General features: G+C 65.2%; 19 protein-coding genes. 11 read left to right on the top strand and 8 right to left on the bottom strand.

Going from position 1 to position 25913, the window contains the following annotated elements; genetic code table 11:
• Positions 1-19 precede the first annotated feature (19 nt).
• Positions 20-1291, top strand: a complete 1272-nt coding sequence (locus tag ACIA48_RS03565) for an alpha/beta hydrolase (RefSeq protein ID WP_396727663.1) — start codon at positions 20-22, stop codon at positions 1289-1291.
• Positions 1292-1299: 8 nt separating this feature from the next.
• On the opposite strand, the gene ACIA48_RS03560 is transcribed toward ACIA48_RS03565, so the two are convergent.
• Positions 1300-2715: a wax ester/triacylglycerol synthase family O-acyltransferase gene (locus tag ACIA48_RS03560; RefSeq protein ID WP_396727661.1), complete on the bottom strand. Its 1416-nt coding sequence runs from the start codon at positions 2713-2715 to the stop codon at positions 1300-1302.
• Between the two features lie 24 nt (positions 2716-2739).
• On the bottom strand, positions 2740-3963 hold the full coding sequence (locus ACIA48_RS03555; RefSeq protein WP_396727659.1) for an alpha/beta hydrolase fold domain-containing protein: 1224 nt from the start codon (positions 3961-3963) through the stop codon (positions 2740-2742).
• 177 nt (positions 3964-4140) lie between these two features.
• Between ACIA48_RS03555 and ACIA48_RS03550 the strand changes: the two genes are divergently transcribed.
• Positions 4141-6309 carry an acyl-CoA dehydrogenase gene (locus ACIA48_RS03550; protein WP_396727657.1) on the top strand — a complete coding sequence of 723 codons (2169 nt, stop codon included), beginning with the start codon at positions 4141-4143 and terminating at the stop codon, positions 6307-6309.
• Here the strand turns inward: ACIA48_RS03550 and ACIA48_RS03545 are convergent, their stop codons facing one another.
• The gene (locus ACIA48_RS03545) at positions 6310-7425 is read right to left on the bottom strand and encodes a TIGR03364 family FAD-dependent oxidoreductase (protein ID WP_396727655.1); all 1116 of its coding nucleotides are present in this window, start codon (positions 7423-7425) and stop codon (positions 6310-6312) included.
• Between the two features lie 108 nt (positions 7426-7533).
• Here ACIA48_RS03545 and ACIA48_RS03540 point away from each other — a divergent pair, with 108 nt between their 5' ends.
• The 3 genes from ACIA48_RS03540 (at position 7534) to ACIA48_RS03530 (ending at position 9690) form a co-directional block, all read left to right on the top strand.
• On the top strand, positions 7534-8064 hold the full coding sequence (locus ACIA48_RS03540) for an HD family phosphohydrolase (RefSeq protein ID WP_396727653.1): 531 nt from the start codon (positions 7534-7536) through the stop codon (positions 8062-8064).
• The gene (locus tag ACIA48_RS03535; RefSeq protein ID WP_396727651.1) at positions 8061-8765 is read left to right on the top strand and encodes a GntR family transcriptional regulator; all 705 of its coding nucleotides are present in this window, start codon (positions 8061-8063) and stop codon (positions 8763-8765) included. The genes ACIA48_RS03540 and ACIA48_RS03535 overlap by 4 nt, the downstream gene beginning before the upstream one ends.
• A 67-nt stretch (positions 8766-8832) precedes the next feature.
• Positions 8833-9690 (top strand): alpha/beta hydrolase, encoded by an 858-nt coding sequence (locus tag ACIA48_RS03530; RefSeq protein WP_396728489.1) that lies wholly within the window; start codon positions 8833-8835, stop codon positions 9688-9690.
• On the opposite strand, the gene ACIA48_RS03525 is transcribed toward ACIA48_RS03530, so the two are convergent.
• Genes ACIA48_RS03525 through ACIA48_RS03515 form a run of 3 tightly spaced genes read right to left on the bottom strand, consistent with a single transcriptional unit; the run spans position 9687 to position 13097 of the window.
• Complete coding sequence (locus ACIA48_RS03525) at positions 9687-10988, bottom strand: amidohydrolase family protein (protein ID WP_396727649.1); 1302 nt, start codon at positions 10986-10988, stop codon at positions 9687-9689. The genes ACIA48_RS03530 and ACIA48_RS03525 overlap by 4 nt on opposite strands.
• A complete protein-coding gene (locus ACIA48_RS03520) occupies positions 10982-12100 on the bottom strand; it encodes a CoA transferase (protein WP_396727647.1) in 1119 nt (372 codons plus the stop codon). Before ACIA48_RS03520 ends, ACIA48_RS03525 begins: the two co-directional genes overlap by 7 nt.
• A 13-nt stretch (positions 12101-12113) precedes the next feature.
• On the bottom strand, positions 12114-13097 hold the full coding sequence (locus tag ACIA48_RS03515) for a MaoC family dehydratase (RefSeq protein WP_396727645.1): 984 nt from the start codon (positions 13095-13097) through the stop codon (positions 12114-12116).
• A gap of 41 nt (positions 13098-13138) precedes the next feature.
• Between ACIA48_RS03515 and ACIA48_RS03510 the strand changes: the two genes are divergently transcribed.
• Together ACIA48_RS03510 and ACIA48_RS03505 are read left to right on the top strand one after the other, a co-directional pair.
• Complete coding sequence (locus ACIA48_RS03510) at positions 13139-14317, top strand: acyl-CoA dehydrogenase family protein (RefSeq protein WP_396727643.1); 1179 nt, start codon at positions 13139-13141, stop codon at positions 14315-14317.
• Positions 14318-14343: 26 nt separating this feature from the next.
• A complete protein-coding gene (locus ACIA48_RS03505) occupies positions 14344-15072 on the top strand; it encodes a GntR family transcriptional regulator (RefSeq protein WP_396727641.1) in 729 nt (242 codons plus the stop codon).
• Here ACIA48_RS03505 and ACIA48_RS03500 read toward each other — a convergent pair.
• Together ACIA48_RS03500 and fadD4 are read right to left on the bottom strand one after the other, a co-directional pair.
• Complete coding sequence (locus ACIA48_RS03500; protein ID WP_396727639.1) at positions 15069-15962, bottom strand: enoyl-CoA hydratase/isomerase family protein; 894 nt, start codon at positions 15960-15962, stop codon at positions 15069-15071. The two genes, ACIA48_RS03505 and ACIA48_RS03500, sit on opposite strands and share 4 nt — an antisense overlap.
• Positions 15959-17509, bottom strand: a complete 1551-nt coding sequence (gene fadD4 / locus ACIA48_RS03495) for a fatty-acid--CoA ligase FadD4 (RefSeq protein WP_396727637.1) — start codon at positions 17507-17509, stop codon at positions 15959-15961. Before fadD4 ends, ACIA48_RS03500 begins: the two co-directional genes overlap by 4 nt.
• A 110-nt stretch (positions 17510-17619) precedes the next feature.
• On the opposite strand from fadD4, the gene ACIA48_RS03490 reads away from it, so the two are divergent.
• The 4 genes from ACIA48_RS03490 to ACIA48_RS03475 are packed head-to-tail and all read left to right on the top strand — an operon-like array spanning position 17620 to position 25824.
• The gene (locus ACIA48_RS03490) at positions 17620-20277 is read left to right on the top strand and encodes an ATP-binding protein (protein ID WP_396727635.1); all 2658 of its coding nucleotides are present in this window, start codon (positions 17620-17622) and stop codon (positions 20275-20277) included.
• Positions 20274-22934 (top strand): ATP-binding protein, encoded by a 2661-nt coding sequence (locus ACIA48_RS03485; protein ID WP_396727633.1) that lies wholly within the window; start codon positions 20274-20276, stop codon positions 22932-22934. The genes ACIA48_RS03490 and ACIA48_RS03485 overlap by 4 nt, the downstream gene beginning before the upstream one ends.
• Complete coding sequence (locus tag ACIA48_RS03480) at positions 22931-25606, top strand: ATP-binding protein (RefSeq protein WP_396727631.1); 2676 nt, start codon at positions 22931-22933, stop codon at positions 25604-25606. The genes ACIA48_RS03485 and ACIA48_RS03480 overlap by 4 nt, the downstream gene beginning before the upstream one ends.
• Positions 25603-25824 (top strand): adenylate/guanylate cyclase domain-containing protein, encoded by a 222-nt coding sequence (locus ACIA48_RS03475; RefSeq protein WP_396727629.1) that lies wholly within the window; start codon positions 25603-25605, stop codon positions 25822-25824. Before ACIA48_RS03480 ends, ACIA48_RS03475 begins: the two co-directional genes overlap by 4 nt.
• Positions 25825-25913 lie beyond the last annotated feature (89 nt).

Below are 25913 nucleotides of genomic sequence, written 5' to 3'. Positions count from 1 at the left end.
GTGGCTATCAAGGTCTTCAATGAGTAAGCGTCGCTATACGTTGCTGCGCGCGGTCGCAGAACTCGTCAACGCCGCCAACGGCGTACAGCCCATCGCCCGTGAGGGCTACCCCACCATTCCGGTGTTCGCGTTCGGCTGGCCGACGTCGGAGATGTCGCCGGTGTACATGGGTGTCTCGATGCTCGACGCGCTGCGCCGCGGCCTGCGTGGCGACTTCCGGGGGTCCAAGGGCCGGATCGCGTTGGTGCTCACGGCAATCGCGTGGGGTCTGCTCTACCTCATCCACCGCCGCAACGTGGCGTCGGAACCACACTTCGAAGACCCGCTGCGCAAGGCGCTCGGCGACGATTACGCGCAGATCGCAGCCGAGTCGCAACCGGTGCGGCGACGGCGGACCCGGGTCGGCGTGTGGCCGACCGACCTGGTCCGCAGGCGTTACGTCGAAAAAGCCGGCACGGTGCAGTATGGTCCGCACGGTCGCGCGAACCGCGCCGACATCTGGCGCCGTGCCGACCTGCCACGCGACGGTAAGGCACCCGTACTGCTGCAGGTGCCCGGTGGGGCATGGGCCATCGGCATGCGACGGCCACAGTCCTATGCCCTGCTGAGCCATATGGCCGAGCGCGGCTGGGTGTGCTTGTCGATCGACTACCGCGTGAGCCCGAGAAACACCTGGCCCGACCACATCGTCGACGTGAAGCGTGCCATCGCGTGGATCAGGGAGAACATCGCCGACTACGGCGGTGACCCGGATTTCATTGCGGTGACAGGAGGTTCGGCCGGTGGCCACCTGTCGTCACTGGCTGCGCTGACGCCGAACGATCCGCAGTGGCAGCCGGGCTTCGAGGATGTCGACACCTCCGTTGTCGCGGCGGTGCCGATCTACGGCCGCTATGACTGGTTCACGTCCCAGGGTTCGGGCCGCAAGGAATTCATCGCGTTCCTGCAGAAGTTCGTGGTGAAGAAGCCGTTCGTGCAGAACCGGCAGACTTACCTCGACGCGTCCTCGATCAACCGGTTACGTGCCGATGCCCCACCGTTTTTCATTCTGCACGGTCAGGACGACTCCATTATCCCGGTGGGCGAGGGCCGCGAGTTCGCCGAAGCTTTGCGCGAGGTCTCGGCGTCCACTGTCGCCTACGCGGAGATCCCGCACGCGCAGCACGCGTTCGACTTCTACTACGGGTCGCCACGTGCGCACTACACGGCGCGCGCGGTCGAAGAGTTCCTCTCGTGGGTGCACGCCAAGCGCAAAGTCGAGGCCGAACCGGCCGTCAAGTCCGTCGGCTGAGCCGACGATCAAGACATAGCGGTTTCGACCACTGTCAGCTGATCGGAAAGTCCACCGGCACGCCGGATTTCGACGAACGCATCCACCATCGCGTCGGTCAACTCGTGCGGATCCAGCAGGGTGGCTCCGTCGGAGAGCACCGACACGTTGAGTTGATCGACGTAACTCCACACCGTGATGTTCAGACCGCTGCCGGTGGTGAGCGGGCCGACGGAGTAGATCTCGGTAACCAGCGCACCGCCGACGCGGCCGGGTTCCCGCGGCCCGGGCACATTCGAGATCGGGATGTTGAGCACTTTGTTCTGGCCGTCTTTGTCCGCCAGCCAGTGGAACAACTTCTCCGCGGGGCCCGGCGGAAAGTAGGCAGACCACCTGCTCACCAGCTCCGGGCCCATGAGGTGATGGGTTTCCTTGGCGTTCACCGCCGCATCGTGTACAGCCTGGACCCGCTCCAACGGATCGTCGAGCTCGATCGGCACCACCATCATGACGCCGCTGAAGCGGTTGCCGGAGATGCGGTCCTGTGAGAAATCGAAACTCACTGGCACAGAAGCCAATAGCGGATGATCGGCCTTGCCATCGTATTTGAGCGACAGCTTGCGCAGGGCACCCGCCGACATCGCGAGCACCATGTCGTTGATCGTGACGTTGAGGTGTTTGGCGGTTTCCTTGACGTCGGCGAGCGCGAGTGTGGTGGTGGCGAACCTGCGCAGCGCGTCGACACGGTGGTTCATGAACGACGGCGGCGGGGTGAACGGGCGGGTCAGCTCAGGTGAGAGCTTGCGTGAGCTCTGACGTACCCGTCGCAGCCCCTTCGCGGTATAGCCCACGACGCCCGGGAAGCTCGCAATATGCCGCATGTGGTCGGCGAACGCCGACCGCAACAGTTCACCCTTGGTCGGTGGAGGCTCGCATGCGTACGAGTCTCGGTCGCTCTGCGGGCCCTGCTGCAGATCCATCCCGCGGGCCAGCAGATTCGCCGACGCGACACCGTCAGCGAGGGCGTGATGGATCTTGCCGAGCACCGCGATCCGGCCGTTGGCCAAACCCTCGATGAAGTACATCTCCCACAGCGGACGAGTGCGATCGAGGGGGGTGCTGGCGATCCGGCCGACAGCGTCGTCGAGCTCGCGGCGACCGCCCGGACTGTCCACACGGTACGGACGGACGTGATACTCGAGGTCGACCTCGCAGTTCTCCCGCCACATCGGATGGTGGAATTTGAACGGGACGTCGATGAGCTGATAACAGAACGGGTCCAGCTTGTGCAGGCGGCCATGGATCACTTGGCGAAACTCGTCGATGCCGAACTGCCGGCCTTTGAGCTCCGAGATGTCGATCACCGCGAGCTTGAGCGTGTGCATGTGCACCGTCGGCGTCTCGCTGTACAGCAAGACAGCGTCCCACCCGCTGAGCCTCTTCACAAGCTACCTCCCTGCCCGGGGCAGCTAGATGACCTTCTTCGCCCCGATCAGCGACCGGTTGCGGTGAATCTGGTTGAGGAACAACCCGATTGCGGTCGACATCGATCCTGTGCGAGCGCCGTCGATCATATCGAACGCGTGGCCCGCGCCAGGCAGTTCGACATAACCCACCACGGAATGGGATACCGCGCGCAGTTCCTCGACGAAGCTGCGCGCCTGCGCGACGGGGATGACGCTGTCACCGGTGCCGTGGACGACCAGGAAGGGGGGCGCGTCGGAGTGCACACGAGCAATCGGCGACGCCTTGCGGAAGACGTCGCGATGCTTGTCCAGCTTCCGCTTGACGACCACCCGCTCCAGGAAGTCGACGAACCGGACCCGTTCGACAGTCGAACGGTCCTCCCAGTCGTAGCGACCGTAGATGGGAATCACGGCTTCAACCGAAGTGTCCGAGCCTTCCGGCAGTTCGGCCTGCAGCTCCGGATCGTTCGGGGTCAGGCCGGCGAGTGCCGCCAGGTGGCCACCGGCCGAGGTGCCGCCGATCGTCACGAAGTTGCGGTCGCCCCCGAACTTGTCGACGTTGGCGCGCGCCCACGCGATCGCCGTTTTGACGTCGGTGATGTGCGATGGCCAGGTGTGGTGTGGCGCGACCCGGTAATCGATGGACAAACACACCCAGCCGAGTTCGGCCAAGTGCGACATGAGCGCGTAGCCCTGCAGCAGGCGGCTGCCGTGCACCCACGCGCCGCCTGGCACGAAGATGAACACCGGCGCTGGTTCGGCGGGCAGATCTTCCCGGCGCCAGACATCGAGCAGCTGAGACGGCAACGGACCGTACTGCACCGAGGTGCGATGCACACTGCGGCGCTGTTCCCGCATCTTCCACAGCGGCGGCGCCTTCTCTGGTGCAGGCCACTCGATGTCGAGGTCCTTGGCATTGACGATCCCGCGCAGAGCCGCCGCGGTCACGGTGTGCGTGCAGTCGCGCTCGGCACGCTTTTGCTCGGCGTTGCCCGGGCTAAACAACGACTTCGCCGTCGCGTTCAGAAAATCGGGAAGGTGCCGGTATCCCCAGACGCCCATGGCGGTGGCAGCGCCAAGAGGCTCAAGGTGTTTCCCGATGACGGGGAGGGACGCCGACGCCACACTCGCCGCCATCATGTAGTCCGACGGGCCTGCGTTCAGCAACCATTTGGCGCGTGTCCACATCGTCGGTCCTGGGTACCGGGTCTCCGGTCGTGGCGACATGGCGCGACTGTACCCCCCTGAAGAACTTCCAAACGACAACATTCGCGAGATGTCTACCGATTGCTGGTCGGAAAGTTATCTGTGACCCGGATCACGTAGACGCTGAGCTGCACCGGAAGGCTAGCGTGGCGTGACGAGCGTCAAATTCAGCCCCGAATGTGAATGAGGATTCCCATCGTGAGTAAGTCAGCCCTGGCGATCACCGAAGAGCACATAGACCTTGCCGACGCAGCGTTTGGCCAGCTCAGCCGAGTGAAGAGCCTGGCGGCCGCCCGGGCGACCCTCGACGGCGGACCGTCACATCCGCCGCAGCTCTGGTCAGCGGCGGCCGACCAGGGCTGGATCGGTCTGGCGATTTCCGAGGAATATGGTGGCTCGGGCTTCGGGCTGTCCGAACTCGCAGTGGTGCTGGAGGCCCAGGGGCACGAATTATGCCCCGGCCCGTTCCTCGCGAGCGCTGCCGCCGCTGTCGTCATCGACCGCTGCGCGTCGGATTCCCTTCGCGCCGAATTGCTTCCGGGTTTGGCCGACGGCAGCAAAATCGGCGCGCTGGCCGTGTCGGGCAGCGTGACGATCGGATCCGACGGGGTTGTCACCGGCGAGAGCCCCGCGGTCCTGGGCGCCCCAGATGCCGACATTTTCGTTGTCATCGCAGGTCAGGACGTCGTCGTGTTCGATGCCGAGGCCGACGGAGTCACCGTGACGGCGTTGGAGTCGCTGGATCCGACCCGGAGTCTCGGGTCTGTCGCGCTCCGCGACGTGACCGTTTCCGATGACCGGGTGCTGGGCGGCGCGGCCCGCAAGGCCCGCACCGTGTTCCGGATCCTGGCGTCCGCCGAAGCCGTCGGTGTCAGCTGGGCGAGTCTGGAGATGGCCGTCGAGTACGCCAAGGTCCGCGAGCAGTTTGGCCGCACCATCGGCACCTTCCAGGCGGTCAAGCACCATGCCGCCAACATGCTCGTCAACGCCGAGGAAACCACGGCCGCGACCTGGGACGCGGCGCGCGCCGACGATCTGGACACCGCGTGGTTCGCCGCCGCGGTCGCCGCATCGCACGCAATCCGCACCCAGGTCTTCAACTCCCAGAACAACATTCAGTTGCACGGTGGCATTGGCTTCACATGGGAGCACGACTCTCACCTGTACCTGCGCCGGGCCCGCACCCTGGCGGCGTTGATGGCCGAGGCCGGCGATCCATTGCTCGACGTCGTCGAGGGCCAGCGCAGCGGCCAGGCGCACGGTGCCTCTTTCACGCTGCCCGAAGAAGCCGAGAAGTACCGCGAGCAGGCGCGCGACGCCGTCACCACGCTGCGCGGGCTGCCGGCCGACAAGCAGCGTGACTTCCTCGTCGACTCCGGTTATCTGGTTCCGCACTGGCCCAAGCCGTGGGGCCGGGCCGCCGACGTCCTCGAGCAACTGGTCATCGAGGAGGAGTTCAGCGGTGTCGACCGACCCGATATGGGCATCACCGGATGGGTGACGCTGACGATTTCCCAGGCGGGCACCGACGACCAGCGAGAGCGCTGGGTCGAACCGGTGCTGCGCGGTGAGGTCATGTGGTGCCAGCTGTTCTCCGAGCCGGGCGCCGGCAGCGATGCCGCCGCGGTGCGCACGTCGGCCAAGAAGGTGGACGGCGGGTGGCGCGTCACCGGCCAGAAGGTCTGGACCAGCCTGGCTCACCTGTGTCAGTGGGGTCTGGCGACGGTGCGCACCGATCCCGACGCTGCCAAGCACGCCGGTGTGACGATGATGGCGATCGACATGAAAGCCGAAGGCGTGACAGTCAATCCGCTGAAGGGTATGACCGGCCACGCACATTTCAACGAGGTGTTCTTCGACGACGTTTTCGTCCCAGACTCCGATGTCGTCGGCGATGTGAACAAAGGCTGGCTGGTGGCGCGCGCGACGCTCGGCAACGAGCGCGTGTCGATCGGCGGCGGTTCGGGCGGCACCAGCGGCTTCTCCGCCGACGATCTGATCAAGCTGCTCGACAATGCGCCCGCCGAGACCGCCGCGTACTACGTGCGCCGCGCGGGTGAGGTCATCGCCGAGTCGCACACGCTGCGGCTGTTGAACCTGCGCCGCGTAACCCGCGCGATCGCCGGGTCCGAGCCCGGTCCGGAGGGCAACGTCACGAAGTTGCTGCTGGCCGAGGCCGGCCAGCGGATGACCGAGCTGGGCCTGGAATTGGCGGGCTCGGCAGCCATCGTCGGGCAGACGCCGACGCTGACGTTGGCCTACCTGGGCAACCGGGCCATGACAATCGCGGGCGGCACGTCGGAGATCACCAGGAACACGATCGCCGAACGGATCCTCGGCCTGCCACGCGATCCGCTGCTGAAGTAGTTAAAGGCCGATCAGGTCGGCGCTCTGCTCGGCGAGAGCCGGGCCGAGCGTCATACCGCGTCCACCCGGTCCGGTGACGACCCACACGCCGTCTTCGGGCGAATTCCGGCAGACCAGTTGGTCGGGGTCGACGCACTGGCTGTACACACCTGCCCAGCGCTGTCGGATCGGCGGGAGCGGGCGGCCGAGGAACTGCTCGACGACGTCGACGAGGTACGCGTAGGGCGCTTCGGTCACGTCGAATGCGAACGGTTCGGTGTACTCGTGGGTGTCGCCGATGGTCAGCCCACCGTGCAGGCGCTGCACGCACAGCAGCTGCATGTGGTGCTCTTCGGCGACGGCGTCCTGGGGTTCGTTGCGGCGCAACGCATCCAGCGCATCTCCCGCGAAGCCCGGGTAGTAGCGAAAGCTGTCGCCGTCGGCGATCGCCGTCGTGAGCGGCTCCTCCAACGGCTCGGTCTGCATCATCTGCAACCGCACGCGGCGCACCGGCAGGTCGCCTGCGAGCTCGCGGACGAGGCCGTTGTGCGCGGCCCCGGCGCAGACGAGCACCAGATCGCCCTCGTGACGCTGCCCCCGGTCATCGGTGACGGCCGTTTTCTGAATGGTCCTGGCCTCTGTTCCGGGGTAGAACGTGTATCTGCCCGTCGCGGCCATGTAGTCGCGCATCGCCGGCATCGCCTGACGCGACTCGACGGCGGCGTCAAGCGAACAGTAAAGGCCCGCAAGGTATTTGCCGCGCAAAGCCGGGTTGATCTCGCGCACCTGGGCCTGGTCGAAAAGCGAGAAGCCCCGGCTCTGGGCATCGGCGCGCGCCACCGCCTGCTCGGCCACGGCGACTTCGCCGGGCGTGCGAAGCAGCGTCAACGATCCAGCCGCGCGGAAACCAATGCGCGGAATCTGCTGCCCGAGTCGCTCCCACAGCTCGCGGGATCGCAGTGTCACCGCAAGTTCTGCATGAGCGCGCCCGGAGATCCAGACCAGACCGAAGTTGCGGACCGTCGCACCCCTGGCTTCGGTCTCGCGCTCCAGGTGCACGACCTCGTGTCCGCGGCGTACCACCTCGAGGGCGTGCGCGGTGCCGAGGATTCCGCCGCCGACGATTGTCACGCGCATTCCGACGACCCTTCCCACGCCCTGCGACCAGCCATCGACCGGCGGGTATTGCCATGGGGAACAACAGGTTAAGAATTGGTATAGACCATTCTCCGGTAGAGTAGCACCGTGTCGATTCGCACCGAAGTCGAGGACGTACTGCGATCTCTTCGCGACGTGTGGGACGAGGACGCGGTCGACGAACTCGACCATGCGCTGCAGGCCGCCGCGCGTGCGGTCGAGGACGGCGCCGACGACGAACTCGTACTCGCCTCTGCCTTGCACGACCTGGGGCACAGCCCGCTGTTCGGCGACGACTGGCAGCGGCATCACGACACGATGGCGCGCACCTGGCTGACACCGCGGTTCGGTGCACGAGTCGGCTGGTTGGCGGGCGCGCACGTGGCGGCCAAGCGGTATCTCGTGTCCACCGAACCCGGGTACGCAGCGACGCTGTCGGACGTCTCGGTCGACTCGCTGCATCACCAGGGCGGCGCTGCGGTCGACCCGGCATTCGTCGGCCACCCGTGGTGGGCGGATGCATTGCGGTTGCGCCGCTATGACGATGCCGCGAAGGTCCCCCGCGCGGCGGGGTTGTCCATCGAGGCCGTCCTCGAGGTGGCGGAACGTGTTCTGCATAGCCATCGGCCACGCACATGACCACGCCGCACAAGCCGTCGAAGCCGTACCTCGTGCGCACCGGCGTCGACGGCATTCTCGCCGACCTCGACGAGGGTGACGCAGTGCCGCCCGAACGTGAGTTGGCCATGCGGTTCGGGGTGTCCCGAGAGACCGTCCGCCAGGCGCTACACGAGCTTCTCGTTGAGGGACGCATCGAACGCCGCGGCAGAGGCACCGTGGTGTCGCGGCCGAAGCTCGTCCAACGGCTGGCACTCGGTTCGTACACCGAGGCCTCTGCCGGCCACGGCCGGGTGCCGAGCAGGCTTGCCGTGACGTGGGAGGACATCGTCGCGAACGCGGAAATCGCTGAGGCGCTCGATATTTCGGCCGGAGAGGACGTGATGCACCTCGAGCGAGTGCTGCTCGCCGATGACCAACGCATCGGACTGGAGAGCACGTACCTGCCGCGGGACAGGTTCGGCGGGCTGACCGAGACATTCGACCCGTCGACGTCGCTGTATGCGGCCATCCGGGAATCCGGGGTCGAGTTCGGTTCCGCGGTCGAGCGGATCGAAACCGTCCTGCCCTCGCCGCGCGAGGCCGCATTGCTGGAGACGACGACAGCGATGCCGATGCTGCGACTGATCCGCCGCTCACTCGACACGAACGGGTGTCCGATCGAGATGGTCCGTGCGCTCTATCGCGGGGACCGCATCGCCTTCGAGACGAAACTGACGTAATACTGTTTTTGTGCCAGGCGCCCTCAACACCTCAGACATCCATCCAGATCTGCGCCGCATCGCGCGCATGATCCCCAAGCAGGTGGTGACGCCGGTGACGCTGCCCGTCATCCGGTTGGTCACGCGTCGGATGTGGCGGCGGGTCCCCAAGGGCGTCGAGGCACTCACGCTGCCCTCGGGTGTCGGGGTGCGGTTGTACCGGCCGTCCGGCGCGACAGGCCGAGGACCGGCCCTGTTGTGGATCCACGGCGGCGGCTACGTCATCGGCCATCCCGGCCAGGACGATGAATTGTGCCGCCGCTACGCCCAGCGCCTCGGCGCCACGGTCGTATCTGTCGACTACCGACTGGCCCCCGAGCACGCATATCCCACACCGCTCGAGGACTGCTACTCGGCACTGACCTGGTTGGCGGGACTGCCGACGGTCGATGCGGACCGCATCGCGATCGGCGGTGCCAGCGCGGGCGGCGGACTGGCGGCGGCGCTGGCGCTGTACGCCCGCGATCGCGGCGACGTCGCGCTGGCCGCGCAATTGCTGGTCTATCCGATGCTGGACGACCGCACCGTCGGCCGCGAGGTGCCGGACAATCCGGGCCTGCGGCTGTGGAACCGGTCGAGCAACAAGTTCGGATGGTCGGCCTACCTCGGCGACGCGGACCCCGACGTTGCCGTGCCCGCCCGACAAACCGATCTGAGCGGGCTGCCGCCGGCCTGGATGGGCGTCGGAACGCTCGACCTGTTCCACGACGAGGACCTCGCATATGCGGCACGGCTGAAGGAAGCCGGGGTCCCGTGCGAGGTCCAGATCGTCAAGGGCGCGTTCCACGGGTTCGACGGAATCGTGCCGAAAGCCGGAGTGTCACAGGAGTTCTTCAACAGTCAGTGCGCAATGTTGCGGCGAGTGCTCGCACCCGCGGCCGCCTAGCTTCCTGACACGACTGTTCCGGCGATGACCGTTGCCGTGACCATGCCGGAGTCCAGTTCGCCAAGCACCTCGGCCGGCTTCCCCTTCAAAATGCACAGATCCCCCGGTTGGCCCGACGCGATTCGGCGCTGCACCACCGGCTCATCGGCCGTGCCGAAGAACATTGTCAGCGCGTCGCGCGCGGACACGCGTTCGCCAGGCCCGAGCACCGAGCCTGATCCGGTGGTGCGAGACACGGCCGCGCGCATCGCCTTCCACGGATCGTCGTGGCCGAACGGCATGTCGGTGGACAGCGCCACCGGTACCTTGGCAGCCAACAACGAAGCGACCCGCCATAGTTCGTGATGCTCGGCGACGGGCACGTCGACCAGATACTGGTCACCTCTCTCGGCGACGAAATTGGGCTGCGTCACGACGGTCACTCCGACATCGACGATGTCGCCGATGCTGTCGTCGGGCGTCACTGCGGCGTGTTCGATGCGGTCCTGCGGATGACTCCCCGCCGCGCGCAGCGCAGCCAGCGTGATCACCAGTTGAGCAGGCGTGACACAGTGCACCGCCACCGGGGCGTCGTCGGCGTGACGCTCCGCGATCCACGCGGTGAGGGCTCCCAGGTCGAGATCCGTGTCGTGCAGAATCCGCTTGCCGGGTGCCAGGCAGTGCACGCGTTGACGCAAGTCGCCGCGGCGGTGCGCATCCATGAGCTTGACGACGTCGCCGACTTCGAGGTCCGGTGTCGCATCGGTGACACCGGTGACCCCGTGGGCCGTCAACCGCCTGCTGACCTCGGCCAGCCCGCTTTCGTTGCGCTCCAACGTGTCCGACCACGCGTGATCGGAACTGCGTAGCCGTCCGTCCGGATGGTCGGCGATGCCGACTCGTGCTAAGCCTGCCGAATTCAGTGTCCACAGGACACCGCTGCGGTGCTGGACCCTGACCGGCACCGGCGGCGAGAGCTCGTCCAGGGCCTCGCGGTCCAGCGGCCCGGCGACGGCCTCGTGATATCCGACTGCCCGCAGCCAGCCGTCACTGCCGACTTCGGCAGCCGCGAGTACACGCGCCAGATCGGTCCGGGTGTGCACTTCGGCCGGACCGACCCGAACCGACGTCAGTGCCGCCGCGGCCGAACGGAGATGGACGTGATGATCGTGCAGACCGGGTATGACGGTTCCCCCGTTGGCGTCGTAGACCTCCTCGCCGCGTTGTGGCGCGAGCCGAGGGGCGACCTCGAGGATCCGGTCTTTGACACGAATGTCGGTAGCGCCCCCATCAAGAAGATTGGCGCGCTGAATCAGCATGAAGCAAAATACTTCTCGGTGATCAGCTGTTCGACGATAGCGTTGTCTGCGCCCAGCTCTGACGCCCTGGCGGACACCCGCGGTATCGCCCGGCAATCGCTTTCGCCGGCATTCGGGAGTTCGGCGTATGTCGCGGCGACTGCCGCCATCGACACCTCGATGAGTTCGCCACCACCGCTGCGCAGCGACTGCGCGACCGCCACCGCACCCTGCAGGCCTGTCAGGGGGTCGGCGATCGCGTCACCGCAGAAGACCGGGGCGGCATCGCCACCGCAAACCAGACCCCCGGACACCGCGGCGTCGTCCCCGAACGCGACCCAATTCGCGCGCTCACCTTGGGCACCGTGACCGGTGATCCGCAACCAAACCTTGCCGTCCCGAGGTTCGATATCGGTCGGTCCGAAACCGCGGCGTGCGAGGGCGGCGGGTCGCGAGGATTCGATCACCACGTCGGCGACGGACAGCAGTCTGCGTAGTCCGGCCGGCTGATCGAAATCTACGACATATGAGAGCTTTCCGGCGTTCATCCAATCGAAGAAGGTCGGTGCGCCTGCGCGTGCGCCGTCAGGTCGTGACGCGCTTTCGACCTTCACGACGGTGGCGCCCGCACGCGCAAGCAGCTGTCCGCACAGCGGGCCCGCCCACATAGCCGACATATCCGCGACGAGAAGCCCTGAGGGGCTACGCGCCATGGTCGCCGCGCCGAAGGGATACACGCGTGGCGGCTCGGCAGGTGTCTCGCCGAGTGCAGCCACCGGAAGTCCCAGTAGACGACCACGTTCGGTGACTTCGGCGTTGTCGCGTTTGGCGATCCAGCGGTGGACTGCCGGCCAGACATCGCTGTCTCCGACGGCATCCGCCTCGATCAGAGCGGGAACGGAGTCAACGTCATCGGCACGTGACAGTGTGAGCGCACACCACCCGTCGCGGCTTGGCATGAGATGGGTCGCCCCGCCCGCCGAGATCCGCCCGTGTGGCGTGTGGCCGAGTAACCCTGCGCGGCCCGCGATTATGACGTCGGCGTCAACGTCGGTTCCGGTAAGGGCGCGAAATCCGTTGGCGACGCGGCGAGCCCGCGACATCACGCCAACGGGTACCGCCAAGGACGTCACAGACCTATTGTGCTCAAAACTGCAGAGCAGTAAAGCGCCAGTCCAGTACCTGCTGGTCAGGCTCACCGACGGAGTAGACCACCGACCGCAAATTCAGAACTCCGCCACGGCCGTCGGGCAACGGCACCGCACCCTCGACATGCAGTTCGCTGTAGAGAGTGTCGCCCTCGTGCACCGGTCCGGTGTGGTCGCAGGACTGCCAGCCCAGGACAGTCACCATATTCGGCAGCAACCGGGTGGCTTGCGCCAGCGCCAGGCCGATGGTGTGGCCGCCGTACACCAGCCGCTGCCCGCCGCTTCGCCAATCATGATGTGTGGCAGCGATGTTCAATGTCAGTCTCGCGAGTTCGGGGGCGCTGCTGACGACGTCGGCGGAGCTGTGCAGCACGGTGCCCGCGAGCCCCGCATCGAAATGCGCTCCGGGGGCCGCGGCGCGGAAGGTCGCAGCATCCCAGTCGCGCGTGGGATCGGCGGGCACACCGATGTTCTGGCCGACGAGCGACAGGTCGTCGGCATGTCCGGTATCGCGCGCACCGTCTCGCAGGGGCAGCATCGCGCAGCGATAGAAGTCCAGCACCAGATTGTTCCGCTGGTCATACGTCGTCATACGAAGCGCGGCCAGACCTGTGCGTCCGCGGCCCGGTCTCGTCGAGTTCTGTTTCAGCCCAACGACTTCAGTCCGCGTGCGCAGCGTATCGCCCAGCACCGGATAGTTGTGGAACGCCAACCCACGGTAGAACAGGTTGGCCTTCACGCGCTGGGTGACCAGCGTTGACTGTCCGATGGCGACATCGCATACCAGTCCCGGGTGGGCCAACCCGCCGGGCAATCCCGTCACGACCTTCGAGAGCGTGACGTCCAGCGGCAACCGCAGCCGATCGCCGAGGATCGACTGGTGCACCGCGGCGACCCCGTCGGTCAGTGTCATGGCCGGGGCACCCGGGTAGACGTGACCGACCTGCAGGTCGTCGAAATACGGGCCGCTCACGGCAGCCATGTTGGCATTAGGCCGCACAAAGTGTCAATATGGCCGTACAAATGTTGACTGAAGAAGAAACCATGCTGGTGGAAACGGTGCGGGCCTTCGTGGACCGCGACGTCAAGCCGACCGTGCGGGAGGCCGAACACGCCAACGAGTACCCCGAGGCGTGGATCGATCAGATGAAACGCATCGGCATCTACGGTCTGGCTATCCCCGAGTCCTATGGCGGCTCCCCCGTGTCGATGCCGTGCTACGTCGAGGTCACGCAGGAACTGTCGCGAGGCTGGATGAGTCTTGCCGGCGCGATGGGCGGGCACACCGTGGTCGCGAAGCTGCTCGGCCTGTTCGGCACCGAGGAGCAGAAGCAGCGGTACCTACCGGCGATGGCGACCGGTGAGCTGCGGGCGACGATGGCGCTCACCGAGCCCGGCGGTGGCTCGGATCTGCAGAACATGAGCACCGTCGCCACGACCGACGGCTCCGATCTGGTCATCAACGGATCCAAGACCTGGATCACCAACGCCCGCCGCTCCGGCCTGATCGCGCTGCTGTGCAAGACCGATCCGAGCGCGACGCCGAAGCACAAGGGCATCTCGGTAGTGCTCGTCGAACAGGGAGAGGCCGTCCCGGGCCTCGACATGAGGCTCAGCGAGGGGCTCACGGTGTCGCGGGACCTGCCGAAGTTGGGTTACAAGGGCGTCGAGTCTTGCGAGCTGACGTTCGACGACTACCGCGTGCCCACGACGGCCATCCTCGGAGAGGAGCCCGGAAAAGGGTTCGCTCAGATGATGAAAGGGCTTGAGACAGGACGTATTCAGGTCGCTTCCCGCGCGCTCGGGGTCGCCACCGCCGCGCTCGAGGATGCGCTGAAGTATGCGCAGGAGCGTGAGAGCTTCGGCCAGCCGATCTGGAAGCACCAGTCCATCGGCAACTATCTGGCCGATATGGCCACCAAGCTGACCGCCGCGCGGCAGCTGACGCTCTATGCGGCGCAACGCTACGACAGCGGCGAACGCTGCGACATGGAAGCCGGGATGGCGAAGCTGTTCGCGTCCGAGGTCGCGATGGAGGTCGCCCTGAACGCCGTCCGGATCCACGGGGGCTACGGCTATTCCACCGAGTTCGACGTCGAGCGGTACTTCCGCGATGCGCCGCTGATGATCGTCGGCGAAGGTACCAACGAGATCCAACGCAATGTGATCGCCGCCCAACTGGTCTCCCGCGGCGGGATCTAGTTGCGCGCGGACGTGAGGAGCACCTGATGCGCCCAGCCCCCGCGTATCGGACACTGCGCGAAGAACTGCGCGACGACATCGCGGCGGGCCGATACAGCGACGGCTCCCGGTTGCCCACCGAGTCCGAACTGGTGGAACGCCATGGCCTTTCGCGGCAGACGGTGCGCCGCGCATTTCAGGATCTGGTCGCCGAGGGTGTGGTGTACCGGGTGCCGGGGCGGGGCACGTACGCCAGCGGAACGGGCCAACGATATCTGCGCCAGCTCGGCTCGATCGAAGACTTGATGAGCTTGTCCGACGACACCACGATGGAAGTGCTCACCGGGCTGCGCAGACGGGTGGATCTGCACGCCGCCAGTCGGCTGCGGCTCGACGACGACGTCGTCTATTCGGTGGTGTTCCGGCGGTTGCATGACGGCGTGCCGTTCGTGATGACGACCGTGCACCTGGTCCCGGCTGTCGCCCATGCGGTGCTGTCGTCGCCGGAACTGCAGGACGGCGCCGTTGGCACCCAGACGGTGATCGGGATTCTCGAGCCGCATCTGATCGAGCCGATTGCCGAAGCGGCACAGTCGATTACGGTGGCTCCCGCCGACAGCATGGTCGCGGAGGCGGTGGCGTGCGAATCCGGCCATCCGATGCTGCGCGTTGACCGGCTGTACTCCGACCTGAGCCACCGACCGGTCGAGTTGTCGGTGAGCCACTTCCTACCGGAGCAGTACACCTATCGGGTGACGTTGCGCCGATCGGGCTAGGCAACCTCGTCGATCAAACCCCACCGCAGTGCTGTCGGCGGATCGATGGTTTGCCCACTCAGCACCAGATACGCAGTCCGCCAACGGCCGATCCTTCTCGCGATGCTGACGGTGCCGCCCGCGCCCGGAATCAGCCCAAGGCCCAACTCTGGCAGTCCAAAGACCGCGTCCGATTGTGACCGCACCCAGCCGCAGAAGGCTGCCATCTCCAATCCGCTGCCCAGCACTTGACCGTGTACCTCGGCGCGACAGTGAGTGCCCAGCCGCGCCGTCAGTTCATCGAGCACCAGTGCGGGGCTGTGCCGGGTGCGGGCCAGATGGGCGCTGGCGGGGTCGTCGAACGTACCGAACTCGGCGAGGTCACCGCCGCTGCAGAACGACGGGCCATTGCCGGACAGGACGACATCGGACACCGATGTATCGAGGCGCGCCACCTCGAGCGCTTCGAGCAGTGCGGCCCGCGCGTCGGTCGAGAAGGCGTTGTGCCGCTGTCCCCGGTTGAATCGCACGTAGAGGGTCTTGTCGATACGTTCGGCTTGCACTGGATCCGGGATGGCCACCGGCCGTGCCGGTCCCCGCTCCCCCAGCCAGCGCGCGAACTCCGGTCCGGACTGCAGCGCCGAGTAGGCGAGCGATTCGGTGACGACGCCCGTCAAGGTGGGAGCGTCGGCGTCGAACGCTCGAAGCACGTCGCTGCAGACCGACGCGGCCTGGGGCCAGCGCAGGCACCGCTCGCGCAGCGCGTCGAGAGCGTCGGGCACCGAGACCACCGTCACAGTGCGGCGGTCGCCATCGTCGTGCTCACTGAGCGTGAAAGTCGCGTCTTCCGATGGGGATCCGGTCGCGACGACCACCCCCGAGGCGAGCTCAGTGAGTTGTGGGGGGGTCACGAGTACTTCTTTATCAGCTCCTGCTTGAACATCTTCCCAGTTTCGGTACGCGGGAGCTGGGGCTCGAAGGAGATCGACCGCGGACACTTGTAGTGCGCCAGCCGTTCCCGCAGCCACGTCAGGAGCTCGTCGCCGAACGCCTCACTGGCATCGGCGGGATCAACAGTCTGGACGACACCCTTGACACTCTGGCCCATCTCGTCGTCGGGAATGCCGAACACAGCGGCGTCGAGCACCTTCGGATGCGTGATCAACATGTTCTCGGCTTCCTGCGGATAGATGTTCACGCCGCCGGAGATGATCATGTGGTGCTTGCGGTCGGTCAGGAACATGAAGCCCTCTTCGTCCACGTAGCCAACGTCGCCGACCGTCACCCAGCCATGCTTGTCGCGCGACTCGGCCGTCTTCTCCGGATCTTTGTGATAGACGAACGGCACGACTCCCAGGTCGAAGTAGATCTGACCGGCCTGACCGGGCGGCACGTCGTTTCCGTCGTCATCGAGGACGTGCGCGACGCCGAGCAGCGGCTTGCCAACGGAGCCAGGGTGTTTCAGCCATTCCTCGGCAGAGATGAACGTGATGCCCGCACCCTCGGATGACGAGTAATACTCGTCGACGACCGGGCCCCACCAGTCGATCATCTGCTTCTTGATGTCGACCGGGCACGGTGCGGCGGCGTGCACCACGCGGTGCAGGCTCGACAGGTCGTACGAATTGCGCACGTCCTCCGGAAGTTTCAGCATTCGCACGAACATCGCCGGGACGAACTGGCCGCTGGTCACCCCATACCTCTGGATGGCGTCCAGCGCCGATTCCGGGTCGAACTTCGACATGATCACCGTCGTCGCCCCCATCGCCTGCGCGCTCATCGACCACAGGCACGGCGCGGTGTGGTACAGCGGCGCCGGGCTGAGGTATACCGACTCCGGGCTCATCTGGATGGCCATCAGCAACGCGGACACCAGGTTCGGCGCCTCGGAAGGCTTGACGTGGGTGAGTTCGCGGCGAATCCCTTTGGGGCGTCCGGTGGTACCCGACGAGTACTGCAGCAGATCGCCCTCGATCTCGTCGCCGATGGGAGTACTCGGCCGGTCCGCGACGCACTCCGGGTATCGCTGCCAGCCGTCGAGGTCGCTGGAGGCGCTTGTCGCCGAGGTTTCGGCTCCGTCGGCGATGAGCAGCAAGTCGGGCAGCACATCGAGTTCCGCGAGTCCTTCGCAGACCTTGCGGGTGGCGCGTGACCCGATCATGGCCTTTGCGCCGCTGTTGTCGAGGATGTAGGCCACCTCAGGCGGAGTGAGATGGGTGCTGATCACCGTGTAGTACAGACCGCTGCGGCGGGCTGCCCACATAGCCGTGGGCAGGTGCTCGTTGTTCTCCATGAGGATCGCGACCGTGTCACCTTCGACGAGCCCGGCGGCGCGGAAGTGGTGGGCCAGCCGATTGGCGCGCTCTTCCATTTCCTTGAACGTGACGACGGTTCCGGCCGGATGGATGATGACGGCCGGCCTGTCGGGCGTGGCCTCGGCATGCTCGCGAATCTGCATGCGCCGACTCTACGGCGTGCGATCTTGACAGGTGTCAAGAGGGTAGAAAGTGCAGGTCGAGCTCGCTGTCGGACTTACCATGACAGCGCCGGGGATCGGGGGTCTGAGTTGTGACCATCAAGTTCACCCCACCCTCCGGTGTCGTTAGTTTCCTCTTCACAGACATCGAGGGATCTACGCGGCGTTGGGACACCGACGCCGAGGCGATGCGAACGGCGCTGGAAGCGCACGACGCGGTGCTTCGCGAATCGGTCGAGAAGTACGAAGGCTGGTTGTTCAAGCACACGGGCGACGGGGTGTGCGCGGCGTTTTCATCACCGCGCTCGGCCGTCGACGCCGCGATCGCGGCACAGCGGGCGTTGGAACTCCCAGTGCGGATGGGCATCGCCACGGGTGAAGCAGAGTTGCGCGGCGGGGACTACTTCGGCGCGGTCCTCAATCGCGCGTCTAGAGTGATGTCTGCCGGTCATGGCGGCCAGATCCTGCTCGAGGGCAACACCGCGGGACTCATCAATGACGTCGAGCTGACTCCGTTGGGTCCGCAACGATTGCGCGACATCGCCAAACCGGTTGAGGTCCATCAGGTTCGTGCTGCCGGTCTGCGAGCCGACTTCCCCGCGCTGAAATCGGTTGACGCCGCTGCCGGCAATGTGAAATCCCCGACGACGAGTTTCATCGGTCGAGAGTCGGAGTTGAAGGAACTCGAGTCCGTGCTCAAGGTGCAGCGCATGGTGACCCTCACCGGCGTAGGCGGGGTTGGCAAGACGCGACTGGCGACAGAACTAGCCGCACGGGCGGCGAAGGCCTTTCCCGACGGGGTTTATCTGATCGAGTTGGCTGCCGTCGGCGATCCGGCCGCAGTGCCCGACGTCGTCGCGTCGGCACTCGGAATCATGCAACGGCCGGGGATGACCGTTTCGGAGAGCATCGCCACAGCCTTGGAAGGCAGGCAACGTCTCCTGATTTTCGACAATTGTGAGCACGTGCTCGACGCCGCAGCCGAGCTCATCGAGCTCATCCTGGCTCACCCTGACACCGGCAAGGTTCTGGCGACCAGCCGAGAGGGGTTGCGGCTCGCCGATGAGCACCTGCGGCCCGTGCCATCACTGGATGTGGAGTCAAGCGCCGCAACGCTATTCGTAGATCGAGCTGCGGCGGTGGCCTCGATGATCTCGTCCACCCCGGAGGCGGATGCCGTCGCCGAGATCTGCAGGCGCCTGGACGGCATCCCGCTGGCTATTGAATTGGCAGCCTCACGAATGCAGTCCATGACCGCCGCAGAGCTGCGTGACCGACTCCACGACCGCTTCCGCCTGCTGGTCGGCGCACGGCGCGGACTGGAGCGTCATCAAACGCTGCGCCATGCCGTGCAGTGGTCGTTCGATCTGCTCGACGACGCCGAAAAGCACTTGCTGTCAACTTGTTCGACATTTGCAGGCGGCTTCGACCTTGTCAGTGCGACCGCGGTGGGCGGCTCGAACGATGAGCTGACGACTCTCGACCTACTCGATTCCTTGGTCCGCAAATCACTTCTCATCGCCGACCGATCATCGCCGCGAACCCGTTTCACCATGCTGGAAACCATTCGGCAGTTCGCGGAGGAGCGCCTCGTGGCGTCCGGCGATGCCGAAGCAGCCCGCACCGACCACGCACGGCATTTCGCCAGTCGCATCAGCGACGCCATCGACGTGTGGGACAGCCCGCGACAGCGCGAGGCATTCGGATGGTTCAGCGTCGAACTGTCCAATTTGCGCGCGGCGTTTCATTGGGCCGTCGATACCGGTGACTTGGATACGGCATCGACCATCGCGGTGCAGTCCGCATTCCTCGGCTACTTCGCTATCCAGTGGGAGCCCGTGCAGTGGGCCGAGGAACTCCTGCCTCAGGCAAGTACCGTTCGGCATCCACGGCTGGGGCAGCTGTATGTGGCGGCCAGCTACTGCGCTGCCATGGGACGTCTCGACGAGTTTCGGACCTATGCCGAAGCCAGCCGAAAGGCAATAGAGAGTGGCGAATTCGATCTCGTCCGCGAAGAGCTGGCGGCTGCGGTTGCCGCGGGATTCAATACGACGGGGCGACCTGATCTGACCATCGAGTGGTGTCGGTTCACGATTGCAGGCACCCCGGGACCACACTTCGCGACCAGATCGGTTCTGGTAGTGGCACTCGCGGTCACCGGCGCTCGCGAAGAAGCCATCGAGTTGGCAGACGAGGTGCTGGCCGACGCGGTTCACACCCGCAATCCGGGTCTCAAATCAGCCGCGCTACTCGCATACGGCTGGGCGCGCCGTGATACCGACATCGCGCGTGCATATGAAGCGGTGCGGCGAGCTTGGCAGATAGCAATGGAAAACGATTCAAGGCAAATGGCCTCGGTCACCACCCTGCTTCTCTCGGGGCTTGCGGCGGCTCGGGGAGACGTGCTGGACGCTCTCGACTACATAACGCAAACCATTCACCTCTATTACGACTCAGGGAGCGTCGAGCTTCTTCTCAACGCGTACGGCGTTCTGGTCAATCTTCTCGATAGGCTGGGATGCTACGAATCGGGAGCGAGAATGAGCGGATTCGCTTCTACAGGATTCGCGTTGGTGGCCTTTCCCGAGTACAACGCAGCGCTTACACACCTGCAAAATGTGCTTGACGACAGCCAGTTTGAAGTGCTGGCTGCGCAGGGGCTCGCAATGACCAATGCCGAGATGGCCACCTATGCGTTGGAGCAGATCGATCAGGCGCGAGCCCAGGTCACAGAAGGTGGCGCGCCGTGAGCGGGTCGGGCGTCGTGACCTTCCTGTTCACCGACATCGAGGGGTCGACGCGGCGCTGGGAGAGCGATCCCGATGCCATGCGCTCGGCGTTGGAGTCGCACGACGCGGTGCTGCGCGAGTGCGTCGAGAAGTACGACGGCCGCTTGTTCAAGCACACCGGGGACGGCATCTGCGCGGCGTTCGCGTCACCGCGCTCGGCCGTCGACGCCGCGGTTGCGGCACAACAGGTCTTGGAGCTGCCGGTGCGGATGGGCATTGCCACCGGCGAAGCTGCGTTGCGCGACGGCGACTACTTCGGCGCGGTCCTCAATCGAGCGTCGCGGGTGATGGCGGCCGGCCACGGCGGCCAGATCCTGGTGGATGGCGCGACGGCCGGCCTGCTGAGTGACACCGCATTGAGTTCTTTGGGGCCGAAACGATTACGCGATATCGCCGAACCTGTCGAGATCTTCCAGGTGAGGGCGCCGAACCTGCGCATCGACTTCCCGCCGCTGCAAACCCTCGACTCAACACCGGGCAACCTTCGGCCGCCAGCCACGCGGATCATCGGACGCGATATCGCACTCGATGAAGTACACGCCGCGTTGAAGGCACACCGCCTGGTGACACTGACGGGCGTCGGCGGGGTGGGCAAGACGCGGCTCAGCCTAGAGGCCGCCGCCCGATCAGCCAACGACTTTCCCGACGGTGTGTGGGTGGTCGAACTCGCTTCGGTCGGCGATCCCGCAGCGGTGCCCGACGTCGTTGCCGCAGTACTGGGCGTGACTCCGCAACCCGGACTCACGGTCGCGCAGAGCGTTGCCGCTGCGCTAGAAGGACGCTGCCGACTCTTGATATTCGACAACTGCGAACACGTATTGGACGCGTCGGCCGAGATGGTCGAGATGATATTCGCCCTGTCTCCCACAGTTAAGGTGCTGGCGACCAGCCGAGAGGGGCTGCGACTAGCCGATGAGCAGCTGTGGCCCGTGCCTTCCCTCGATGTGCGCACCGGCGCCGAGTCCGCCGCAGTTGACCTGTTTATGGAGCGCGCTTGCGCTGTCGCTCCGGGTATTTCGTTGTCGTCCGCTGAAGTCGACGTCGTCGTCGACATCTGCCGCCGGCTGGACGGCATCCCACTGGCGATTGAGTTGGCCGCTTCCCGCCTTCAATCGATGACCGTCACCGATGTGCGAGATCGGCTGGACGATCGTTTCCGGCTGCTGGTCGGATCTCGACGCGGATTGGAACGCCATCAGACGCTGCGGCACGCCGTCCAATGGTCCTTCGATCTACTCGACGACAACGAAAAGCACATGTTGACAAGGTGTTCGGTGTTCGCAGGTGGCTTTGACCTCGCGGGGGCCTGCGCGGTGACCGGCTCCGACGATGAGTTTCTTGCCTTGGACCTGCTCGATGCACTGACACGCAAATCGCTTCTGATCGCGGACAGATCCACGGCGCATGCGCGCTTCTCGATGCTGGAAACCATTCGACAGTTTGCCGAGGAACAGCTCGTTGCCTCGGGTACAGGCGAGGCGACGCGAGGTGTACACGCGAAATACTTCGCCAACCGGGAGTCCGATGTACTCGCCCTCTGGGACAGTTCGCGTCAGCGCGAGGCGTACACGTGGTTCGCGCTCGAACTGCCGAATCTCCGTACGGCCTTCCGCTGGGCCGCCGATCACGGTGATCTCGACGCGGCAGCCCCGATCGCGGTGTACTCAGCGCTCCTTGGCTTCTGGGTCGAACAAATGGAACCTGTGGCTTGGGCAGAGGAACTGATAGGGCCCGCGGAGGCGGTGAAACACCGAAGACTTGCACAGCTCTATGCAATGGCGGCCAGATGCGCGATGGGCGGTCGAATCGACGACGGATTCGCGTACGCCACGGCCGGGCTGCAAACGATGGACGAGGGTCGATTCGATGCCATCCCGTTCGAGATCGACGCCGAACTCGCCGGCCACTTCGGGATGGAAGGGAACCTCGATCGCTGGATCAAATACCTCCGTGACAAGCTATCGCTCGCACCAGACACGCACGTCTACACCCGCGGCTATCTCGTGAGTGCGCTGAGCATCGCCGAAGGCCTCGACGAGGCGCTCGCAGAGTCGGAAAGCCTTGCCAGGGTTGAAGAGTTCACCGACAACCCCGCGTTGATCTGCTGGGCCTACAACATGTACGGCTGGGTGCGTCATTCCACCGATCCTGGCTCGGCCACCGAGGCCCACCGCCGCGGCTTGACGATCGCTCAAGATAGCGGCAATCGATTGCTCGAGACATATCTCGCCTCGAACTTGTGCAGGCTGGCCGCGGCGCATGGCGACTCCACCGAGGCATTCGACCTGCTGGCGGTGGCGATCAACAATTACGCCAAGTCGGGTAACTACTCGCTACTGCCGCAACCGATGGCGGTGCTGGTCGCATACCTCGATCGCCTTGGTTACTTCGACGCCGCTGCAACAATCAGCGGATTCAGCACATCGCCGTTCGTCGGCGACTATTACCCCGAGCTCCACACGGCAATCGCACACCTGCGCGAAGTGCTCGGAGACGAAACTTTCGAATCGATTGCCGCCAAGGGCAACACCATGAGCAACGCCGCCATGGCAGCCTACGCCCTCGACCAGATCTCTCACGCCCGCGCGCAGCTCGCACTGCGGGACGAGCCCACATGACCGTTGTCACGTTCCTGTTCACCGACATCGAAGGCTCGACCCGCCGATGGGAAGCCAACGCGGACGCGATGCGCTCAGCGCTGGCCGCCCATGACGCGGTACTCAGGGATGCGGTCAGCTCCCATGACGGCCACGTGTTCAAGCACACCGGCGACGGGGTGTGCGCGGTGTTCACCTCCCCCGGCCACGCCGTCGATGCCGCAGTTGCCTCGCAGCGGCTGCTCGAATTGCCGGTAAGGATGGGCCTCGCCACGGGCGAGGCCGAACTTCGCGACGGTGACTACTTCGGTGCAGTGCTTAACCGCGCGTCGCGGGTGATGGCGGCCGGCCACGGCGGCCAGATCCTGCTCGACGGCCCGACGGCAGCGCTCATCAGTGACATCGAAATGACGGCGCTGGGACCGAAGCGTTTGCGTGATATCGCCAAACCGGTGAACATCTACCAGGTGGTTGCTGCGGGCCTACACATCGACTTCCCGCCGCTGCAGACGACCGACCGTGTTCCGGGAAATCTTCGTCCGCCAACTACTAGCTTCGTCGGCCGCGACAACGAGCTTGCCGAGCTGGAGACCGCGCTGGAATCGCGACGCGTGCTGACGCTGACGGGCGTCGGTGGAGTCGGGAAGACTCGGCTAGCGCTGGAGCTGGCCACACGATCGGCCGACAAGTTCACCGACGGCGTATTCGTCATCGAATTCGCAGCAGTCATCGATCCGGCAGCGGTGCCTGAAGCGGTCGCGGCTGTCCTCGGAGTCACTCAGCAGCCAGGGTTGAGCGTAGCGGGCAGCGTTGCAAACGCATTGGAGGGTCGATCTAGGCTGCTGTTGTTCGACAACTGCGAGCACGTCCTGGATGCGGCTGCCGACATGGTGGACGCGATCCTGTCGCATTCATCGACGGTGAAGGTATTGGCCACGAGCCGTGAGGGACTACGACTGGCCGACGAACAACTTTGGCCAGTACCATCTTTGGCGAACACCGGAGTCGACGCGGCGGCAGCGACGTTGTTCGCGGAGCGCGCTCGGGCGGTGGCGCCGACTTTGTCCTTGTCTGAACCCCACGACGCCCGTGCGGTGGTGGAAATTTGCGACCGCCTGGATGGCATTCCGTTGGGGATTGAGTTGGCGGCATCGCGGCTGCAGTCGATGACCGTCGCCGATGTGCGGGACCGTCTAGACGATCGATTCAGACTCCTGATCGGCTCGCGGCGGGGCCTTGAGCGGCATCAAACCCTACGACATGCGGTGCAGTGGTCATTCGATCTACTCGACGACGCTGAAAAGCGTGTACTGACAACGTGTTCGGTATTCGCGGGCGGTTTCGATCTCGCCGGTGTCTGCGCCGTGAGCGGGTCTGCTGACGAATTCGCCACCCTGGACCTGCTCGACTCGCTGACGCGCAAGTCGCTGTTGGTAGCCGACAGAACGTCCGCGCACGCCCGCTTCTCCATGCTGGAGACCATCCGGCAGTTCGCAGAAGAACAACTTGTGAACGTCGGCGATGCCGACGATACCCGCGCGGCGCACGCACGATACTTTGCCAGCAGCGAAGCCTATGTGTTGTCGCTTTGGGATGGACCGCGGCAGCGCCAGGCCTATGAATGGTTCGGCCTCGAATTGGCCAACCTGCGAGCGGCATTCAGGTGGGCGACCGACAACGGCGAAATCGACACTGCGGCCGCAATCGCGGTCTTCGCGACCTTCGTCGGTAGCTGGGTTGATCAACGAGAACCCGCCACGTGGGCAGAAGAACTGGTCGTGCTGCCGAGCGCCGCGGATCACCGGCGCCGTGGGCAGCTCCAACTGATGGCGGCTGAGTGTTATGCGACTGGGCGGAGCGAGGACGCCGTCAATTATCTCGAAGCCGGCCTGGCGTCGATAGAAACCGGATGCTGTGACGATGTCTCCTACGACATGGATGCGCTCCTTGGTGGAGTGTATCTGTGGGTAGGTCAGCCCGACCGGTGGGCGGAATTGTGCCGTGAGACCATCGCTCGCAGACCCGACTGTCGTCTTCACGTTCGCGCGTGCCTAGCCATGGCCTTGTACCTGTCTGGCTCCTTTGACGAGTCGATCGCCGTCTCAGAAGACCTACTAGCTGCTGCCGAGGCAACGGAGAATCCCGGCGAGAGGGTCTGGGCACTAATGGCCTACGGTCAGGTGCGCTGGGACTTCGGGGCCCCGAAGGCTATCGCCTTCGACGCCGCCACGATAAGCGATGTGCTGAGCCTGGCACTTAAAATTGCCCAGCAGAGCGGTAATCGGCAACTTGAGACGCACACTGCCACGACCCTGGCGGACGTTGCGGCCGCCAGTGGCCGCCCCAATGAAGCGTTTGAGTTCTACACGTTATCCATTCGCAATTACTACGACTCGGGCAGCTTTTCGCATCTGCACACTCCGCTGGGACAACTCGCAAGCTTCTTCGACCGGCTCGGGCACTTCGAACCAGCCGCCACCATCATGGGGTTCGCTGACGACTACTACCTGCGGATGACATACCCGCGCTTCGAGACGACGGTCGCGCACCTCCGGGAGGCCCTCGGCGACCATGTCTATGAATTATTCGCACACGAAGGCGAAAGCATGTCCAACGCGGAGATGGCGGCGTATGCGCTCGATCAGATCGAACAGACGCGGGCTCAGCTCGCACAACGGGACGAACCAACATGACAGTTGTCACGTTCCTCTTCACCGAAATCGAGGGTTCGACGCGACGATGGGAAGCCGACCCCGACGCGATGCGAGTAGCGCTGGAAGAGCACAACGAAACCTTGCGCGCCGCAATCGAAGAGCACGCAGGCCGGGTCTTCAACTACACCGGCGACGGGATGTGCGCAGTGTTCTTTTCGCCACGCGGTGCTTGGAGCTTCCGGTACGCATGGGCATAGCGATCGGCGAGACCGAACTGCGCAGCGGCGAGTATTTCGGCACGGTCCTCAACCGAACCGCACGGGTAATGGCAGCCGGCCATGGCGGG

Source organism: Mycobacterium sp. NPDC051804, assembly GCF_044452905.1.
Taxonomy (GTDB): domain Bacteria; phylum Actinomycetota; class Actinomycetes; order Mycobacteriales; family Mycobacteriaceae; genus Mycobacterium.
This window is presented reverse-complemented; position numbering and strand designations above follow the sequence as displayed.

Coding starts and splice junctions, on each gene's coding strand:
- ACIA48_RS03555 (WP_396727659.1), bottom strand. CDS start 3,963: ATGTCGCCACGACCGGAGACCCGGTACCCAGGACCGACGATGTGGACA.
- ACIA48_RS03510 (WP_396727643.1), top strand. CDS start 13,139: ATGTTGACTGAAGAAGAAACCATGCTGGTGGAAACGGTGCGGGCCTTC.
- ACIA48_RS03565 (WP_396727663.1), top strand. CDS start 20: ATGAGTAAGCGTCGCTATACGTTGCTGCGCGCGGTCGCAGAACTCGTC.
- fadD4 (WP_396727637.1), bottom strand. CDS start 17,509: ATGCAGATTCGCGAGCATGCCGAGGCCACGCCCGACAGGCCGGCCGTC.
- ACIA48_RS03525 (WP_396727649.1), bottom strand. CDS start 10,988: ATGCTGATTCAGCGCGCCAATCTTCTTGATGGGGGCGCTACCGACATT.
- ACIA48_RS03480 (WP_396727631.1), top strand. CDS start 22,931: ATGACCGTTGTCACGTTCCTGTTCACCGACATCGAAGGCTCGACCCGC.
- ACIA48_RS03515 (WP_396727645.1), bottom strand. CDS start 13,097: ATGGCTGCCGTGAGCGGCCCGTATTTCGACGACCTGCAGGTCGGTCAC.
- ACIA48_RS03505 (WP_396727641.1), top strand. CDS start 14,344: ATGCGCCCAGCCCCCGCGTATCGGACACTGCGCGAAGAACTGCGCGAC.
- ACIA48_RS03535 (WP_396727651.1), top strand. CDS start 8,061: ATGACCACGCCGCACAAGCCGTCGAAGCCGTACCTCGTGCGCACCGGC.
- ACIA48_RS03545 (WP_396727655.1), bottom strand. CDS start 7,425: ATGCGCGTGACAATCGTCGGCGGCGGAATCCTCGGCACCGCGCACGCC.
- ACIA48_RS03530 (WP_396728489.1), top strand. CDS start 8,833: ATGATCCCCAAGCAGGTGGTGACGCCGGTGACGCTGCCCGTCATCCGG.
- ACIA48_RS03475 (WP_396727629.1), top strand. CDS start 25,603: ATGACAGTTGTCACGTTCCTCTTCACCGAAATCGAGGGTTCGACGCGA.